Here is a 17,127-nt window from a genome sequence, read left to right on the forward strand (position 1 = left end):
AAGGCTTTTTATCAAAAGAATAAAATATAATATTAAAAATTATTGGGATTTTCTAAACGTCTTACTTCATCTCTTTTATTTGGGTGGTGAACTGTTGCAACGCCATCATCTGATTTTTGATCTAATAGAATTTCTGGATTGTAAATTGTTATTATTTCTTTACCTAAAGCATCTTCATCAACGATATATTTAAAACCACGTCGGTTCATTTTATTACACATCTGCTGATAAAAACCTTTTAGCCCCTCTGTTTGCTCATTTGGATTATAATAAAAAGTATTCATGACAGCGGGTAAGCCTAAGCCACACACAACACCAGATAAAAGTACACTAATAAAAGTATATCCAATTAAAATACTGCTATAAGGACTGAGCTGAGGAATGTTCGCAACAGCTAAAATTAAAGCCAATGAAATACCCCCACGGACGCCACCCCATGACAGAATAGTTAAGCTACCATTGTAACTTTTGTATCGGAATGAAGGAAATAAAGCAAAAGCGGAGAAATTCGCTGCGAATCTTGAAAGATGAAGAATTAAGAAAGAAACAATTCCACCAATAATTAAATTTACACTTAAATCTAAAATAAATAATTCTAAACCAATCAATGTAAATAGAAATGAATTAATAATGCCTTCAACTGTATGCCAGAAATGATTTACTTCACGAATTTCACGTTGTTCACGGATTTCTTGCCATTTATTCCCAACAATTAAACCGCCAATTACACAAGCAATTGGCGCAGATGCATGCGCAAATAACGCAACCAGATATGAACCACTCGCAAGTAATGCAGTCGTTAAAATTAGTGACTCCATCTCATGCTTACCACGCAATAACCGCAAAATTCCAAAGCCAAATGCGAAACCAATAATCACTGCGACAAAAATTTCATATAATAATGTTTCAACGGTCGCAAGCAATGAGAAGTGCTCACCTTGTAAAACTTTCAGTAAAGTCATAAACAAAGCGATACACATCGCATCATTAAATAAAGATTCGCCTTCTAGTTTTACAATTAAGTGATGAGGTGCGCGAATGGAACTTAAGACGCCTTTAATTCCAATTGGATCGGTTGCTCCTAAGGCCGCGCCGAGTAGCAATAAAACTGAAATCGGAACAGGATAGCCCACTGCCCATTGGAAAAAATATAAAATTCCCGCATAAAAACCGGCACATAATACTAAAGCAATCGTTGCTAATATACTGATTGGCTTCCAGTAATTACGTAGATCTGAAATTTTAAACTTTAAAGCAGAAGACGTTAGGATAAAGCAAATTACACCATTAATTAAAAAATCATAAAAATCAATTTCACGTACTGCGGCTTCAATATTATGAATATTAATCGTAACAAACTCATTTCCATTTAATAAACTGGCTCCCCACTGTAAAATAAAGACAAAAATTGCCGACACAATCGGCACACCAATTGCCTGTGGGAATCCTAAAATTCTTTTATTAAAAATGGTCGTTGCAATGGATAATGCAAAAATTACGGTTAATGCCTGTAATAGAAAATAATTCCCCATACAACCTCTTACTTATTTTCAATAAGATACGTTACTTAAATTTTAAAATTTAATGTCGATAAAATTTATGAATGGATTATTCTAAAACTGAGTGGAAAATCAGTGTCTATACAGCAATTTTTTTATTTCAAAAGAGATAACTTAGATGCAGTAATAAACCCATCATCCTCAAATCAGTATAGACACTTTAATTTTACGTTAATTTTTCTTATAAATCGTATATCTTCCGTATAAAAATCAAGGACAAATATTCATCATTTTTACTTAAAAGTATCACATTGATTGATATCTCCAGATTTCAGACCTTGCTGAAACCAGTGCATTCGTTGTTCACTACTACCATGTGTGAAACTATCAGGAACAACCTGACCTGTAGCTCTACGTTGCAAATAGTCATCGCCAATTTTCTCGGCAGCATCCATCGCTTCTTCAATATCACCCTGCTCTAAAAATTGAGTGCGCTGTTGATTCTGATGCGCCCAAATACCAGCAAAACAATCCGCCTGTAATTCTAAACGGACAGAAAGCTGATTTCCTTGTGTTTGGCTAGCTTGTGCACGTGCTTGCTGTACTTGACCAGAGATGCCCAATAGATTTTGAATATGATGCCCGACTTCATGCGCAATAACATAAGCCTGTGCAAAATCCCCTGCTTGATCTTGACGAGAAAGTTCTGTCTGATTCTGCTCACCAGAAATACCCATTTGCTGGCGCATATCTTTAAAGAAAGCAGTATCGATATAAACTTTTTGATCAGCAGGGCAATAAAAAGGCCCCATTGCTGCTTGTGCCCTACCACAAGCTGATTTATCGACACCGCTAAACAAAACTAAGCGTGGTGGCGTGTAAGTCATGCCAAGTTTTTGAAAAATAGGAGTCCAAGTATCTTCTGTATCCGCAAGAATAGTTCCAACAAAATCACTTGCCTCTTTCTGTTCAGCCGTTAAGTTTTGTGGCGCATCACCCTGTTGCGAAGATTGGGCACTGGTAACCGCTTGAGTTGCTTGATAGGCTTGTTGTGGATCTACTCCAAAAAACTTCCACGCAACAAATGCAACGATCAAACCTATAATACTGATACCACCTGCTTTTGCTCCGCCACCACCACGACGATCTTCAACATTGGTACTGACACGACGACCTTTCCAACGCATATTAACCTCACATATGATAATGATGGTGATTGAGCATTTTATTTATGCAGATGCTTTTGACCAAAATTTTTGAATAAGCATAACAACGATTAAAACAACAGCACCTGCAATAAAGCCTATTCCCAGATTAATCAAAGTTGGTGTTAAGGCACCAATAATTGAACCAAAACTTGGAATCAACTCTAAATGGTCTACGGTTTCTTCAGTAAAATGATGTAATAAAGGAACTGTATGCGAAATAATTCCACCACCTACCAAAAACATTGCAACCGTTCCAACAATAGATAATGTTTTCATTAGAATAGGAGCAAATGCGAGTAGACCTCGACCTATTTTATTTTTTAACGAAGATGCTTGTTGTGTTAAATATAAGCCTAAATCATCAATTTTCACAATCATTGCAACAAAACCATAAACACCTACGGTCATTACGATTGCAATCACACTTAATACAGTCACTTTAGTCATAAATGCTGCTGTTGCAACTGTACCTAACGAAATCACCACAATTTCAGCAGATAAAATAAAATCGGTACGAATCGCACCTTTTACTTTTTCTTTTTCAAACTTGTCTAAATCTATTTCGATCTGTTCCAAGCTTTCATTGGCTTCCTCAGCCGTTTTTGCTTTTTTATGCTGTAGCATGTGTACAACTTTTTCTACTCCTTCATAACATAGAAATAAGCCGCCAATCATTAATAAAGGATTGATTAACCAAGGTGCAACTACACTAATTAGTAATGCTAATGGAACCAAGATAAGTTTATTAACGAAGGAACCCTTAGCCACGCCCCATACCACAGGCAACTCTCGATCTGCGCGTACACCACTGACTTGCTGCGCGTTTAGGGCTAAATCATCACCCAACACCCCTGCTGTTTTTTTTGCAGCCATTTTACTCATTACTGCAACATCGTCTAAAATCGTTGCAATATCATCGAGTAATAACAATAAACCACTCGCCATTTTTATTTCCCAGTTTGTATTTATTTCGCTATTGTAGAATTCCTCAATAAATTCACAACATTATTTTAAGAAAAAGTTTAAGCAATCGCTGACGAAAAAATTTTATTTCCCGTACAATAATATCAATCTTTATATTTATGAAACTACTGAATCTTGGAACATATCATGAGTAATGCTGATCAACGTCCAATCATCTTGACAGGCGACCGCCCTACTGGACAACTTCATCTTGGACACTTTGTTGGTTCATTACGCTCTCGTGTTGGTTTACAAGACAGTCATCATCAACACCTTTTATTAGCAGATGCTCAAGCACTCACTGATAATGCTGATAATCCAGATAAAGTCCGTAATAATATTCTTCAAGTTGCATTAGATTATTTGGCAGTTGGTATTGATCCAACTAAAACAACGATCTGTGTCCAATCATGCTTGCCTGCTCTCAATGAACTGACCATGCTCTATCTGAACTTTGTGACGGTTGCTCGTTTAGAACGCAATCCAACCATTAAGTCAGAAATTCAAATGCGTGGTTTTGAACGAGATATTCCTGCTGGCTTTTTATGTTATCCAGTGGCTCAAGCAGCAGACATTACCGCATTTAAAGCGACTGTAGTACCTGTTGGTGAAGATCAAATTCCAATGATTGAACAAACCAATGAAGTTGTACGTCGTGTTAACCGCCAAATTGGTCATGACTTATTACCTGAATGTAAAGCATTATTATCGAATATGGGACGTTTACCTGGTTTTGATGGTAAAGCTAAAATGTCTAAATCACTCGGCAATACGATTGTCCTGAATGCTTCTGATAAAGATATTAAAAAAGCAGTCAATGCGATGTATACCGATCCAAATCACTTAAGAATTGAAGATCCAGGTCAAGTCGAAGGTAATATTGTATTTACTTACCTTGATGCATTTGATCCAAATAAAGAAGAAATCGAAGAACTAAAAGCTCATTATCGTCGTGGTGGTTTAGGTGATGGTACGGTGAAAAAACGCCTAGAAGCTGTACTCAAAGAATTGATCTTACCGATTCGTGAACGCAGAGCTGAACTCGAAAAAGATCCTGATTATATTATGGACATTTTAAAACATGGTACAGATAAATGCCGTGACATTACTCAGCAAACATTAGATGAAGTGAAAAGTGGATTAGGTTTGTTTAAATTCTAATTTACGTTACTTTTATTGCAAAAAAGCCTAATATTTAGGCTTTTTTCATGTAAATATCTTATTTAAATTTAGTTTTAGACCTCGGTAACAACCCGATAACTAACAATTTTTGTCACATATTAACATCCATTAACACTAGTTTACATGAATACCTATGAACTCTGTCAGGTTTTTTTGTACTATAGCCAAGTAGATTAGTAAACACTAATCTCATGACATTTCTCCTTTCAACCGAAACTGTTTCTGCAGATTCGTTGTTCAACGCAATGACTACCCCAATCATTGCGTTTTTTTTGTCTTTAATAATATTAATGATTTGGGTTGAAATTAAATCAAGTTACATTTAATCTTATAAATGATTTATTTTTATAAAAATTTTATTAATTATCGCTAAAAGAAATAAGAGTAATACAAATGATATGGGATTTATTAACACATCCATCAAACATTGTTTTTAGTATTTCATTAATGCTATGCCTATTTATAGGTGCTCTAGAATTAATTTTATTATTATTTGGCGGTAGTAGTAGTTCCATTGATCAATTTTTACCAGACAGTCTAGTTGATGTTGATCATGCAGATATTTCTATTGAACATACTGACGGTATTTTTACTCAGCTTTTAGAATGGCTTTATTTAGGAAAAGTTCCTCTTCTCATTTGGTTAATTATCTTTTTAACGGTCTACTCACTCACAGGTCTCATTATTCAGGATATTTTTTTCCATTTAACCGAGCATTATTTATCTGCTTGGATCATTTCTCCTATGTGTTTATTTTTATGTATGCCACTAGTGAGAACAAGTGCAGCATTGATCAGTAAAATTATTCCAAAAGATGAAACCACAGCGATTCATAGTGATGAGCTGATTGGTCGTACAGCACAAATTATTTTAGGACAAGCCAAACAAAACTCCCCTGCTCAAGCTAAGGTAAAAGATCAATTTGGTCAAACCCATTATGTCTTGGTTGAACCTGAGTTAGATATTATTTTTTATCAAGGGCAAGATGTGATTTTAACCCAAAGAACAAAAATTGGATTCCAAGCAATTACTGCTTAATTTATATATTAATTTAATGAGGGATTTTAAATGTTGAGTTCAGCATTGACTGAAATTTTAATCATCACAGGTATTATTTTTGCAGCACTCATTTTTATCGGCGTTGTGATTGCTCGCCTATATACCCGTTCCAGCAAAGAAGTATCTTTTGTGCGAACAGGTTTTGGGGGTGAAAAAGTTATTCTGAACGGAGGAGCAATTGTTCTTCCTGTTTTACACGAGATTATTCCTGTGAACATGAATACTTTGCGCCTCGAAGTTAAACGGGCAGCAGATCAAGCCTTGATCACGCGTGATCGTATGCGTGTCGATGTCATGGCTGAATTCTATGTTCGAGTCAAACCTACTGGTGAATCAATTGCAACGGCAGCCCAAACATTGGGTCGAAAAACCATGTCACCTCAAGAATTGAAAGACTTAGTAGAAGGTAAATTTGTTGACTCTTTACGTGCTGTTGCCGCCGAGATGGCAATGGAAGAACTGCATGAAAAACGTGTAGACTTTGTACAGAAAGTTCAGCAAGTCGTTTCTGAAGATTTATCTAAAAATGGTTTAGAACTTGAAACTGTCTCATTGACAGGTTTAGACCAGACCAGTTTTAAATTCTTTAATCCACAAAACGCCTTTGATGCAGAAGGTTTAACCAAACTAACTGAAACTATTGAAGATCGTCGTAAAAAACGTAACGATATTGAACAAGATGCGGACTTGGCAATTCGTGCTAAAAATTTGGAAGCTGAACGTGCTCGTTTGGAAATTTCTCGTGAAGAGGAATATGCCAAGCTGCAACAAGAGCGTGAAATTTCAATTCGTAAAGCAGAACAAACTGCTGAAATCGCATCACAAGAAGCAGGTAAAAAACGTGAAGCTGAAGAAGCTCGTATCGCTGCGGAACGTGAAGTTGAGTTGAAACGTATTGCCTCTGCCCGTGATGTTGAGAATGAAAATATCCAAAAGGCACAATTGATTCAAAAGGCGCAGGTTGAACAAAAGAAAACCATTGAATTGGCTGAGCAAGATCGTGCCATTGCGATTGCTGAAAAATCTCGTGCTGAATCAGAAGCCAAAGCCCAAGCAGATAAAGCCCGTGCCGAAGCCGTAAAAGCCGAAGAAGAAGTTGTAACAGTACGTGAAACACAACGTGCTGAACGTCAAAAAGCGGTTGAACTGGTTGCAGCCAAACAGACTGCTGAAAAAGAAGCGATTGCAATTACCGTTGCTGCTGATGCTGGCAAAAAAGCCGCTGCTGATGAAGCGGAAGCTGTGCGTATTGCTGCTGAAGCAGATGCTGAAAAAATTCGCTTAAAAGCGAAAGGTGAAGCCGATGCTAAAATATTGCTTGCCCAAGCTTTAGAGAAACAATATCAGGTTGATGCGGAAGGTGCTCGTGCAGTGAATGAAGCCGCTAATACTCTTTCTGCTGAGCAAGTGGAAATGCAAGTTCGTTTGGCATTGTTAAAGCATTTACCAGAGATCATTCGTGAAAGTGTTAAACCAATGGAAAATATTGATGACATCAAGATTTTACAGGTCAATGGTTTAAGTAATTTCGCAGGTGGTTCTGTGTCAGGTGAAACAATAGAAAGTAGTCAAACTTCTTTGTCTGATCAAGTTGTGAATAGCGCCCTACGCTATCGTTCCCAAGCACCGCTTATTGATAGCTTAATGAATGAATTAGGCTTACAAGGTGGTGATATTAATGGTTTGACTCAAGGGCTAAAACCCAAAGCTGAATAAACATTGTTGATCTATCAAGAGCCTTAGTAATAAGGCTCTTTTTTTATATAAAAAATATAAATAGATAACTAGTGGAGCTTAGACTTCATTTAAAAAAATTAAGATTTTCTTCAATTCTAAAATTACCTCATCTTCATCATACATGTACTCACCGCCTCCATACACACATATGAAGCTAAAATTAGAATCATATTATTTATCAACTCTTCCTCTGACTTCAAATAATCAAGAAGATCTTCTATTCTTTGCGCATTCTTAATAGATATATCTTTTTTATCTATAAACTGCTTAATACTATAAATTAATTTTTCTTTAATCATTTATCTTAGCCTTAGACTAATTAACTCGTCGTTCTATTACTGTTAATCGGTGTGATGAAACGAGTTGAATTAAGAATTGACTCAATCCAAATCAACAAAGTAGTCATAAAAACACTTTTATCAATAATTTCATTATCAAATGCTAGTTCAATACAATCAAAGAGTGCACAAAAGTCTTCACTGCAATCCAAAATAGTTGAATGAAGCAAAATAATTAGTCGTTGTTGTATTACATGAGATTTCAGGCTCGTAGATTAAGGAGTTTGATTTGAAAACTGAGCATGGGTATCTTTGCAATTAATGCGTTGAATGATGATTTGTGCAACTTGTTTACTAGATGGAAGTAGACTATGGATAATAGGTAACTTGACTTGATCTGTAAGCCAATCGGCACTGACCTCAGATAATGAGACAATTCCATCGTTAAATTCTGTTCTGAATGGGCTCAGTTTTCCTGAAAATCCTTTAATACCAGCAATGCCTGTGGTCGAATGTTCAGTACACGGTATAGCTGCCATTCGCTCTAACGAACTAAGCAGATGACCACAGTCACGTGTGACTGAGCGAAACAGGAAGTTCCTGTTGAAACGCTGAGCAAGTTGTGAGGCTTGGATTGGAGAACCAAGCAGAAAGATGTGTTTGGGCTGGTTTGTTCCTGCTGGGAGCGAACTTAAAGCAGAGCGGATTAGCACTCCCCCAAGGGAATGACCTATCAGCACATAATCTCCCTTTGCTGCGATTTCTTCAATCCATCTAGTCAAGCGAACTTGAATTTCAGAAAACGATTGTAAGCTTACAGAATAGCCGAAGCACCTAGTTGTAATGCCAGCCTTTTTAATATGGCGAAGCATTGGCCAACCAGATAAAGGCGAGCGCCCATTCCATGTACGAATAATGCTTGCATAGCGCTTTAAGACCTAACTAACGTTATACGACAAATTGCCATATAACTTTCCAAAAATTAGATATATAACTTCCATTAATTTATTGCTAGCATTGAAACTTATCTTATAAAGTACGAATACAAAATAACCATGTCAAGTATTTTATCATGGGTATTCTTTCACAAATTAAATGTAAATTTGGTAGATGATATTCCCACAATAAAAAACCCCAATGTCTCCATTGGGGTTTTTTAAAAGATTAAAATCTAACGAATTACGCTAAACCTTTCTCTTTTAAAACTTGCAACATCGTTGAACCAAGCTCAGCTGGGCTACGCGTGTAAGCCATTCCTGCACGTTCAAATGCAGCAAATTTCTCTTCAGCAGTACCTTGACCACCAGAAATGATCGCACCAGCGTGACCCATACGTTTACCTTTAGGCGCAGTTACACCAGCAATGTAACCGACTACTGGCTTAGTCACGTTAGATTTGATGAATTCAGCAGCTTCTTCTTCCGCTGTACCACCGATCTCACCGATCATGATGATTGCATCCGTATCTGGATCATCTTGGAACAATTGAAGCGCTTCAATCTGGTTCATACCTGGGATTGGGTCACCACCGATACCGATACAAGTCGACTGACCCAAACCAAGCTTAGTTGTTTGAGCAACAGCTTCGTAAGTCAATGTACCTGAACGTGAGATAATACCAATACGACCTGGTTGGTGGATGTGACCAGGCATAATACCGATCTTACATTCACCCGGAGTGATCACGCCTGGGCAGTTAGGACCAACTAAACGAGTACCATTACCATTAGTCTCTAAGTAGCGTTTAGCTTTAAGCATGTCGATTGTTGGAACACCTTCAGTGATCACAACAATTAAGCCAACACCTGAGTCAACAGCTTCAACGATTGAGTCTAAAACGAATGGTGCGGGTACATAGATAACAGATGCATCTGCATTTGTTTCACGTACCGCTTCTTTCATCGTGTTGAATACAGGCAGTTCAAGATGAGTTGTACCACCCTTACCTGGAGTAACGCCACCAACAACTTTTGTACCGTAGTCTAAAGCTTGCGCAGAGTGGAAAGTACCGTTTTTACCAGTAAAACCTTGTACCAATACTTTAGTGTCTTTATTAATTAATACGCTCATGATTGATACTCCTTACGCTTTCACTGCAGCTACAACTTTTTCTGCGGCATCAGATAAACCATTCGCAGAAATTAATTTCAAACCAGATTCATCAAGTAATTTAGCACCTAACTCAGCATTGTTACCTTCTAAACGAACAACAACGGGTACAGTGACATTTACTTCTTGAACCGCTGCAATAATTGCTTCAGCAATCATGTCACAACGTACGATACCACCAAAGATGTTGATTAAAACACCTTGAACAGACGTATCAGCAAGGATGATTTTGAATGCTTCGATTACTCGCTCTTTAGTTGCACCGCCACCAACGTCAAGGAAGTTTGCAGGCTGACCACCATAAAGTTTGATGATGTCCATTGTTGCCATTGCAAGACCAGCACCATTCACCATACAACCGATGTTACCTTCTAAAGCAACATAGTTAAGATCAAATTCAGATGCTTTTAATTCACGCTCATTCTCTTGAGATTTATCACGTAAAGCAGCAACTTCTGGTAAACGGTATAACGCATTTGAGTCAATGCCAACTTTTGCATCAACACACAAAATTTCACCATTTTCACGTACTGAAAGTGGGTTAATTTCAAATAAAGCAAAATCATTTTCTACAAATGCTTGATATGCAGCTGTCATGATTTTAACAAATTGACCTACTTGTTTATCTTTTAATGCTAATTTAAATGCAACTTCACGTGCTTGGAATGGCTGTAAGCCAACAAGTGGATCGACTTCAACTTTAATAATTTTTTCAGGTGTTTCTTCTGCAACTTTCTCGATTTCTACACCACCTTCGGTAGAAGCCATGAAAGTAATACGACGGCTAGAACGGTCTACAACCGCACCCAAATAAAGCTCACGCTCAACTGGATATACATCTTCAGCAACAATAATACTATTTACTGGTTGGCCATTTGCATCTGTTTGATACGTTACAAGACGCGTACCAATAATATTGTTTGCAAATTCAATAACATCTTCTTTTGATTTCGCAACTTTTACACCGCCAGCCTTACCACGACCACCAGCATGAACTTGTGCTTTCATTACAGCAAATTTACCACCAAGCTGTTCAAACGCAGCAACGGCTTCATCTGCATTTGTTGCCAAGATACCTTCCTGTACTGGCATACCATATTTTTTCAATAATGCTTTAGCTTGATATTCATGTAAGTTCATTCAGTTACCTACTATGTAGTTTATTGTCATACAGTCTAGATATATTATAAATTATAGACTGTTACAAGTTGAGTAAATGATTGTTTTTATTTCAACCATCATCATTAATTAAAAAGTGTGGCGAACCACACTTATTTTGTTATTTACGTTTACGTTGAATCGCGTGGATGGCACGACCATCAACAGCAAGCGCGGCTTCATGTACAACTTCTGAGAAAGTTGGATGACCAAAAGTCATTAATTGTAGGTCTTCAATTGAAGATACAAATTCAAGTGCGATCATACCTTGATGTACGATATCAGATGCATTTGGACCCACAACGTGCATACCTAATAAACGGTCAGTTTTTGCATCAGCAACGAACTTCACAAAACCAGCAGTATCACCAGCAGCTAACGCACGACCATTCACCGCAAACGGGAATTGACCTGCTTTAACTTCGTGACCTTTTTCAGCAGCTTGTTCTTCAGTTAAACCAACCCAAGCAGCTTCTGGATGTGTATAAATAACGCTGATAATGGTGTCATAGTTCACTTGAGCAGCATGACCGTGTATACGTTCAACTGCCATTACGCCCTCTTCCATTGCTTTATGAGCAAGCATTGGACCGCGTACCAAGTCACCAATCGCGTAAACACCTTCTACAGATGTTTGGCACTGATCATTCACATCAACCAAACCACGTTCAGTCAATTTAATGCCAGAATCTTCTGCCAATAAACCTTCTGCATATGCCTTACGACCTACACATACGATTAACTTGTCAAAAACTTGTTCTTTGTCTTCGCCAGCTTGGTTATATTTTACCGTTACTTCGCGACCATTGGTTTCAGCACCAGAAACTTTAGCACCAATGCGAATATCTAAACCTTGTTTTTTCAAGATTTTTTGATATTCCTTTGCCAATGCTTTGTCTGCCATTGGTAAGAAAGCATCTAATGCTTCGAACACAACAACTTCTGAACCAAGGCGACGCCATACAGAACCAAGTTCTAAACCAATAACACCCGCACCAATAACACCAAGGCGTTTAGGGACTTCTGGGAATTTTAATGCACCAGTAGAATCAACGATTAAGTCTTCATCAACTGGAGCTACTGGAATATTTACAGGTACAGAACCAGTCGCAAGAATGACATATTTAGGTTCTAAAACTTGTGCTTCACCTTCAAACGGTGTGAATTCTACTTTTTTACCTGCGAGTAATTTACCAGTACCTTGTAACCACTCGATACCATTACCTTTAAGTAATTGAGCAACACCACCCGTCAATTGATCAACAACTTTGTCTTTACGTGCCAACAAAGTATCTAAATCAAATTTAACTTCGCCAGTCGTGATACCGTGTTCAGCAAGCTCATGAATTGTTGCTTCGTAACGGTGAGAAGAATCAAGCAATGCTTTAGAAGGGATACAACCCACATTTAAACATGTACCACCCAAAGATGGCTTACCGTTGTGAATACGTTTTTCGATACAAGCGACTTTGAAACCAAGTTGAGCTGCACGAATCGCTGCTTCATAACCACCTGGTCCACCGCCAATGACAACAAGATCAAACTGTTGAGACATTTTTATCTCCAGAATCCCATATAAAGGATCACTTTATATGGGAGGCAATATATGTAGTATTAAAGATCAAGAATGAGTTTAGCTGGTTCTTCTAACAATTCTTTAATTGTTACTAAGAAACCTACAGCTTCTTTACCATCGATTAAACGGTGGTCATAAGAAAGTGCTAAGTACATCATTGGCAAGATTTCAACTTGACCATTTACCGCCATAGGACGTTCTTGGATTTTATGCATCCCCAAGATTGCAGTTTGTGGCTGGTTTAAAATAGGTGTTGAAAGTAATGAACCAAAAGTACCACCGTTCGTGATCGTGAACGTACCACCAGTCATTTCTTCGATCGATAATTTGCCTTCACGTGCTTTACCAGCATATGCAGCAATACCACCTTCAACTTCAGCGTAGTTCATACGATCAGTATCACGAAGGATTGGCACAACTAGACCACGGTCAGAAGAAACAGCTACACCGATGTCATAGAAACCGTGATATACGATATCGTCGCCATCAATAGAAGCGTTTACAGCTGGGTAGCGTTTTAACGCTTCAGTTGCCGCTTTAACGAAGAAAGACATAAAGCCTAAACGTGCACCATGACGTTTTTCGAAAGCATCTTTATATTGCTTACGCATTTCCATGATTGGCTTCATGTTAACTTCGTTGAACGTTGTTAACATTGCAGTTTGTTGTGTTGCAGCCAATAAACGCTCAGCAACACGCTTACGTAAACGTGTCATTGGAACACGTTTCTCGATACGCTCGCCGACAGCAACGCTTAATGGTTGAACTGATGCAGCAGGTTTAGCTTGATGACTTGTAACGTCTTCTTTAGTGATGCGACCACCACGACCTGTACCTTGAACGTCAGCAGCATTGATACCTGTTTCAGACAATGCTTTACGAACTGCAGGCGCTTGGTTTTGATCAACTGCTTGAGTTGATGCAGCTGCTGGCGCAGCTGCAACTGGAGCAGCAGCGGCTGGTGCAGCAGCCTCAGGAGCAGCGGCAGCAACAGCACCAGCTTCGAATTGAGCAATCACTTCGTCAGAAAGAACTGTATCGCCTTCACCTTTGATGATTGCAACTAAGCTACCATCAGCTGGAGCAACCACTTCTAAAACAACTTTATCGGTTTCAATGTCACAGATCACTTCATCACGTGATACAGGTTCACCTACTTTCTTGTGCCAAGTTGCGATCGTACCGTCAGCAACTGACTCTGGAAATACCGGTGCTTTAATTTCGGTTGCCATTATTTAGAATCTCCTGATTGTTCAACTTCAATCGCGAGTGCGTCATTGATAAGCTGAGCTTGTTGTTTTGCATGCAAGTATGGCGAGCCACAAGCAGGTGCGGCAGATGCGTCACGACCAGCATAGCTAATACGAATTTGTTTACCTGATTTAAGAACGTCTTCATATAAACGAGGAACGATAAATAACCAAGCACCTTGGTTCTTCGGCTCTTCTTGTGCCCAAACAAGTTCTTGAATGTTTGGATACTGAGCCATAACCTCAGCTAAGCGTTGTTCTGGATATGGATACAATTGTTCGATACGAACGATCGCAATATGGTTTAGACCAAGCTCACGACGTTTTTCGAGTAAATCATAATAAACCTTACCACCACAAAGAACTAAACGAGTCACATCAGCTTTATTGATTTGATCAACTTCATCAATCACGGTTTGGAATGAACCGTTTGCTAATTCATCTAAAGTTGAAGTCGCAAGTTTATGACGAAGTAATGATTTTGGTGACATTACAATCATTGGCTTACGAATCGGACGAACCGCTTGACGACGTAATGCATGGAAAATCTGTGCAGGTGTCGTTGGTGTCATCACTTGCATGTTGTCTTCAGCACATAGCTGTAAGAAACGCTCTAAACGTGCAGATGAATGCTCTGGACCTTGACCTTCATAACCGTGTGGTAACAACATAGTTAGACCACACACACGCTCCCACTTGGTTTCACCCGAAGCGATAAATTGGTCAATAACAACTTGCGCACAGTTTGCGAAGTCACCAAATTGAGCTTCCCAAACGATTAAGCTTTTTGGCAATGTCGTTGAATAGCCGTATTCAAATGCAAGCACTGCTTCTTCTGACAGTAAAGAGTCGTAGACAGCAGTACGAGGCTGATTTTCTTTGATATGGCAAAGTGGAATATAAACAGAACCATCGACTTGGTTATGTAATTTGGCATGACGGTGCGAGAATGTACCACGACCCACGTCTTCACCCGTAATACGAACCAAGAAGCCATCATCAAGCAAAGTTGCATATGCTAAAGTTTCTGCAGCACCCCAATTAAGTGGCATTTCACCTGTTTGCATCTTCACGCGATCTTCGATCACTTTCTGAACTTGACGTTGTAATACAAAACCTTCTGGTAATGTATTCATTTTCAAACCAAGTTCTTTTAGACGATCGATGCTAAAAGTTGTATCCCAAATATCTGTGTATTCATGACCTAAATATGGTGACCAATCCACAAACATTTTTTTGTTTGGTTCACGAACTAAAGCATTGGCAACATGATTACCTGCTTCTAAGTCAGAGCGATAACCTTCAACCATGGCATCAGCACTTGCACGATCAAGCACTTTTTCTTGAACCAATTGATCAGCATACAACGTACGTGTTGTTGCTTTCTTGTTGATCACTTGATACATCAATGGTTGAGTTGCAGATGGTTCATCCGCTTCGTTATGACCACGACGACGGTAGCAGAACAAATCTAAGATGACATCTTTACGGAAAGTATGACGGAAATCATGTGCAAGCTGAGTTACAAAAATCACAGCCTCAGGATCATCACCATTCACATGGAAAATCGGCGCCTGAATCATCTTCGCAACGTCAGTACAATACTCTGTAGAACGTGTATCGCGCGGATCAGAAGTTGTAAAGCCCACTTGGTTATTGATCACGATGTGAACGGTACCGCCCACTGTGTAACCACGTGTTTGTGACATTTGGAAGGTTTCTTGGTTTACACCTTGACCCGCAAATGCAGCATCACCATGTACAATCACTGGAAGAACGTCATCGCCGCCAATATCTTTACGACGAACTTGACGTGCACGAACCGAACCTTCAACTACAGGGCCAACGATCTCTAAGTGTGATGGGTTAAACGCCAATGCTAAGTGAACTTCGCCACCCGGAGTCATTACGTTTGAAGAGAAACCTTGGTGATACTTAACGTCACCAGAACCTTTTTTATGTAGGCTCTTGCCTTCAAATTCACCAAAAAGATCCGCTGGGTTTTTACCCATGATGTTCACAAGAAGGTTGAGACGACCACGGTGTGGCATACCAATCACAACTTCTTTACAACCGACGCTGCCTGCACGTTGAATGATTTCATTCATCATTGGAATAAAAGACTCACCGCCTTCTACACCAAAACGTTTTGCACCAACGAATTTATTACCAAGATATTTCTCTAAGCCTTCCGCAGCGGTTAAACGCTCAAGAAAACCTTTTTTCTGATCATTGGTGTAATTGAATTTACCGCGAGCACCTTCCAAACGTTGTTGAATCCAACGCTTTTCTTTGGTATCAACGATATGCATGTATTCTGCACCGATTGAAGAGCAGTAAATTGCTTCCATGGATTCAACCATTTCAGACAATGTTGCTTCTGCTTTACCAATCGCGAGGTTACCTGTATTAAATACAGTATCTAAATCAGATTTGGTTAAACCGTGTGCAGATAAATCAAGATCTGGAACTTCTTCGCGTTTCGCAAGGCCTAATGGATCAAGTTTGGCTTTTTGATGACCACGGTTACGATAAGCAGCAATCAGTTGTAATACACCAATTTGACGACGCTCATGTTCTGTACTTACAGTGCTTTGTACAACAGGTTGAACTCGGTTTGAATTACGACCCAAAAGGAGGAATTGCTCGCGCACACTGCCGTGTGGTTGATCACCTTTAGGGTATTTATCGAAATATTCACGCCAATCCTCTGACACTGAGGTTGGAGAAGTTAGGTACTGTTCGTAAAGCTCTTCAATATACGCTGCACTATCAGCGGAAAGTTCAGTGTCAAGACGCAGTGCGTCAGCAACTTCTTGCATTTTTGGACCCATTTCCTATTGCAAAAAATAATACAGGTTGCCTTTTAAGCACACCCATGATTCATAGTATCAAATTGGTAAAATGACACTACTACTCAAGATCATCCAACCTTGAGACATTATCACTACACATCAGGAGTATTCCTTTTGATGTAATAAATGAGCTATGCACTTTCAATTCAAAGCACATAACTCATCCTTATACTCGATGAAATCGAGCAATTTTTTGCAAACCATTTTAGAAAAATTAACAAAAATATTAACTTTTCTAAATTGACTTTAACCC

The 17,127-nt window shown here is 38.8% G+C and carries 12 protein-coding genes; 3 read left to right on the forward strand and 9 right to left on the reverse strand.

Features of this window, described 5'->3' with window-relative positions:
- Nucleotides 1-32 precede the first annotated feature (32 nt).
- From AAV96_RS11165 to AAV96_RS11175, 3 genes are all read right to left on the reverse strand, one after another.
- Complete coding sequence (locus AAV96_RS11165) at nucleotides 33-1,532, reverse strand: cation:proton antiporter (RefSeq protein WP_046739354.1); 1,500 nt, start codon at nucleotides 1,530-1,532, stop codon at nucleotides 33-35.
- 260 nt (nucleotides 1,533-1,792) lie between these two features.
- Nucleotides 1,793-2,686 (reverse strand): neutral zinc metallopeptidase, encoded by an 894-nt coding sequence (locus tag AAV96_RS11170; protein WP_046739355.1) that lies wholly within the window; start codon nucleotides 2,684-2,686, stop codon nucleotides 1,793-1,795.
- Nucleotides 2,687-2,728: 42 nt separating this feature from the next.
- Entirely contained in the window at nucleotides 2,729-3,652 is a 924-nt protein-coding gene (locus tag AAV96_RS11175; protein ID WP_046739356.1) for a DUF808 domain-containing protein, read from the reverse strand.
- Between the two features lie 165 nt (nucleotides 3,653-3,817).
- On the opposite strand from AAV96_RS11175, the gene trpS reads away from it, so the two are divergent.
- The 3 genes from trpS to AAV96_RS11190 all read left to right on the forward strand — a co-directional run bounded on the left by trpS (nucleotide 3,818) and on the right by AAV96_RS11190 (nucleotide 7,627).
- The gene (trpS, locus tag AAV96_RS11180) at nucleotides 3,818-4,831 is read left to right on the forward strand and encodes a tryptophan--tRNA ligase (RefSeq protein ID WP_046739357.1); all 1,014 of its coding nucleotides are present in this window, start codon (nucleotides 3,818-3,820) and stop codon (nucleotides 4,829-4,831) included.
- A gap of 414 nt (nucleotides 4,832-5,245) precedes the next feature.
- Nucleotides 5,246-5,890, forward strand: a complete 645-nt coding sequence (locus AAV96_RS11185) for a YqiJ family protein (protein WP_046739358.1) — start codon at nucleotides 5,246-5,248, stop codon at nucleotides 5,888-5,890.
- A 30-nt stretch (nucleotides 5,891-5,920) separates the two neighbouring features.
- Complete coding sequence (locus tag AAV96_RS11190) at nucleotides 5,921-7,627, forward strand: flotillin family protein (protein WP_046739359.1); 1,707 nt, start codon at nucleotides 5,921-5,923, stop codon at nucleotides 7,625-7,627.
- 574 nt (nucleotides 7,628-8,201) lie between these two features.
- On the opposite strand, the gene AAV96_RS11200 is transcribed toward AAV96_RS11190, so the two are convergent.
- The 6 genes from AAV96_RS11200 to AAV96_RS11225 form a co-directional block, all read right to left on the reverse strand.
- Entirely contained in the window at nucleotides 8,202-8,666 is a 465-nt protein-coding gene (locus AAV96_RS11200) for an alpha/beta hydrolase (protein ID WP_227505849.1), read from the reverse strand.
- Nucleotides 8,667-9,105: 439 nt separating this feature from the next.
- Nucleotides 9,106-9,996, reverse strand: coding sequence for a succinate--CoA ligase subunit alpha (sucD, locus tag AAV96_RS11205; RefSeq protein WP_004664438.1), 891 nt, complete (start codon nucleotides 9,994-9,996; stop codon nucleotides 9,106-9,108).
- 12 nt (nucleotides 9,997-10,008) lie between these two features.
- Nucleotides 10,009-11,175, reverse strand: coding sequence for an ADP-forming succinate--CoA ligase subunit beta (sucC, locus tag AAV96_RS11210; protein WP_004664440.1), 1,167 nt, complete (start codon nucleotides 11,173-11,175; stop codon nucleotides 10,009-10,011).
- A 139-nt stretch (nucleotides 11,176-11,314) separates the two neighbouring features.
- Entirely contained in the window at nucleotides 11,315-12,748 is a 1,434-nt protein-coding gene (gene lpdA / locus AAV96_RS11215) for a dihydrolipoyl dehydrogenase (RefSeq protein ID WP_046739361.1), read from the reverse strand.
- A 59-nt stretch (nucleotides 12,749-12,807) separates the two neighbouring features.
- On the reverse strand, nucleotides 12,808-14,001 hold the full coding sequence (odhB, locus tag AAV96_RS11220; protein WP_046739362.1) for a 2-oxoglutarate dehydrogenase complex dihydrolipoyllysine-residue succinyltransferase: 1,194 nt from the start codon (nucleotides 13,999-14,001) through the stop codon (nucleotides 12,808-12,810).
- On the reverse strand, nucleotides 14,001-16,841 hold the full coding sequence (locus AAV96_RS11225; RefSeq protein ID WP_004664445.1) for a 2-oxoglutarate dehydrogenase E1 component: 2,841 nt from the start codon (nucleotides 16,839-16,841) through the stop codon (nucleotides 14,001-14,003). The genes odhB and AAV96_RS11225 overlap by 1 nt, the downstream gene beginning before the upstream one ends.
- Nucleotides 16,842-17,127: the final 286 nt, after the last annotated feature.

The sequence above is a fragment of the Acinetobacter sp. AG1 genome (genome assembly GCF_001005525.1).
Taxonomy (GTDB): Bacteria; Pseudomonadota; Gammaproteobacteria; order Pseudomonadales; family Moraxellaceae; genus Acinetobacter; species Acinetobacter modestus.

Bases quoted from the DNA above. Each gene is read 5' to 3' on its own strand.
- AAV96_RS11165 (WP_046739354.1), bottom strand. From the start codon at position 1,532: ATGGGGAATTATTTTCTATTACAGGCATTAACCGTAATTTTTGCATTA.
- AAV96_RS11170 (WP_046739355.1), bottom strand. From the start codon at position 2,686: ATGCGTTGGAAAGGTCGTCGTGTCAGTACCAATGTTGAAGATCGTCGT.
- AAV96_RS11175 (WP_046739356.1), bottom strand. From the start codon at position 3,652: ATGGCGAGTGGTTTATTGTTATTACTCGATGATATTGCAACGATTTTA.
- trpS (WP_046739357.1), top strand. From the start codon at position 3,818: ATGAGTAATGCTGATCAACGTCCAATCATCTTGACAGGCGACCGCCCT.
- AAV96_RS11185 (WP_046739358.1), top strand. From the start codon at position 5,246: ATGATATGGGATTTATTAACACATCCATCAAACATTGTTTTTAGTATT.
- AAV96_RS11190 (WP_046739359.1), top strand. From the start codon at position 5,921: ATGTTGAGTTCAGCATTGACTGAAATTTTAATCATCACAGGTATTATT.
- sucD (WP_004664438.1), bottom strand. From the start codon at position 9,996: ATGAGCGTATTAATTAATAAAGACACTAAAGTATTGGTACAAGGTTTT.
- sucC (WP_004664440.1), bottom strand. From the start codon at position 11,175: ATGAACTTACATGAATATCAAGCTAAAGCATTATTGAAAAAATATGGT.
- lpdA (WP_046739361.1), bottom strand. From the start codon at position 12,748: ATGTCTCAACAGTTTGATCTTGTTGTCATTGGCGGTGGACCAGGTGGT.
- odhB (WP_046739362.1), bottom strand. From the start codon at position 14,001: ATGGCAACCGAAATTAAAGCACCGGTATTTCCAGAGTCAGTTGCTGAC.
- AAV96_RS11225 (WP_004664445.1), bottom strand. From the start codon at position 16,841: ATGCAAGAAGTTGCTGACGCACTGCGTCTTGACACTGAACTTTCCGCT.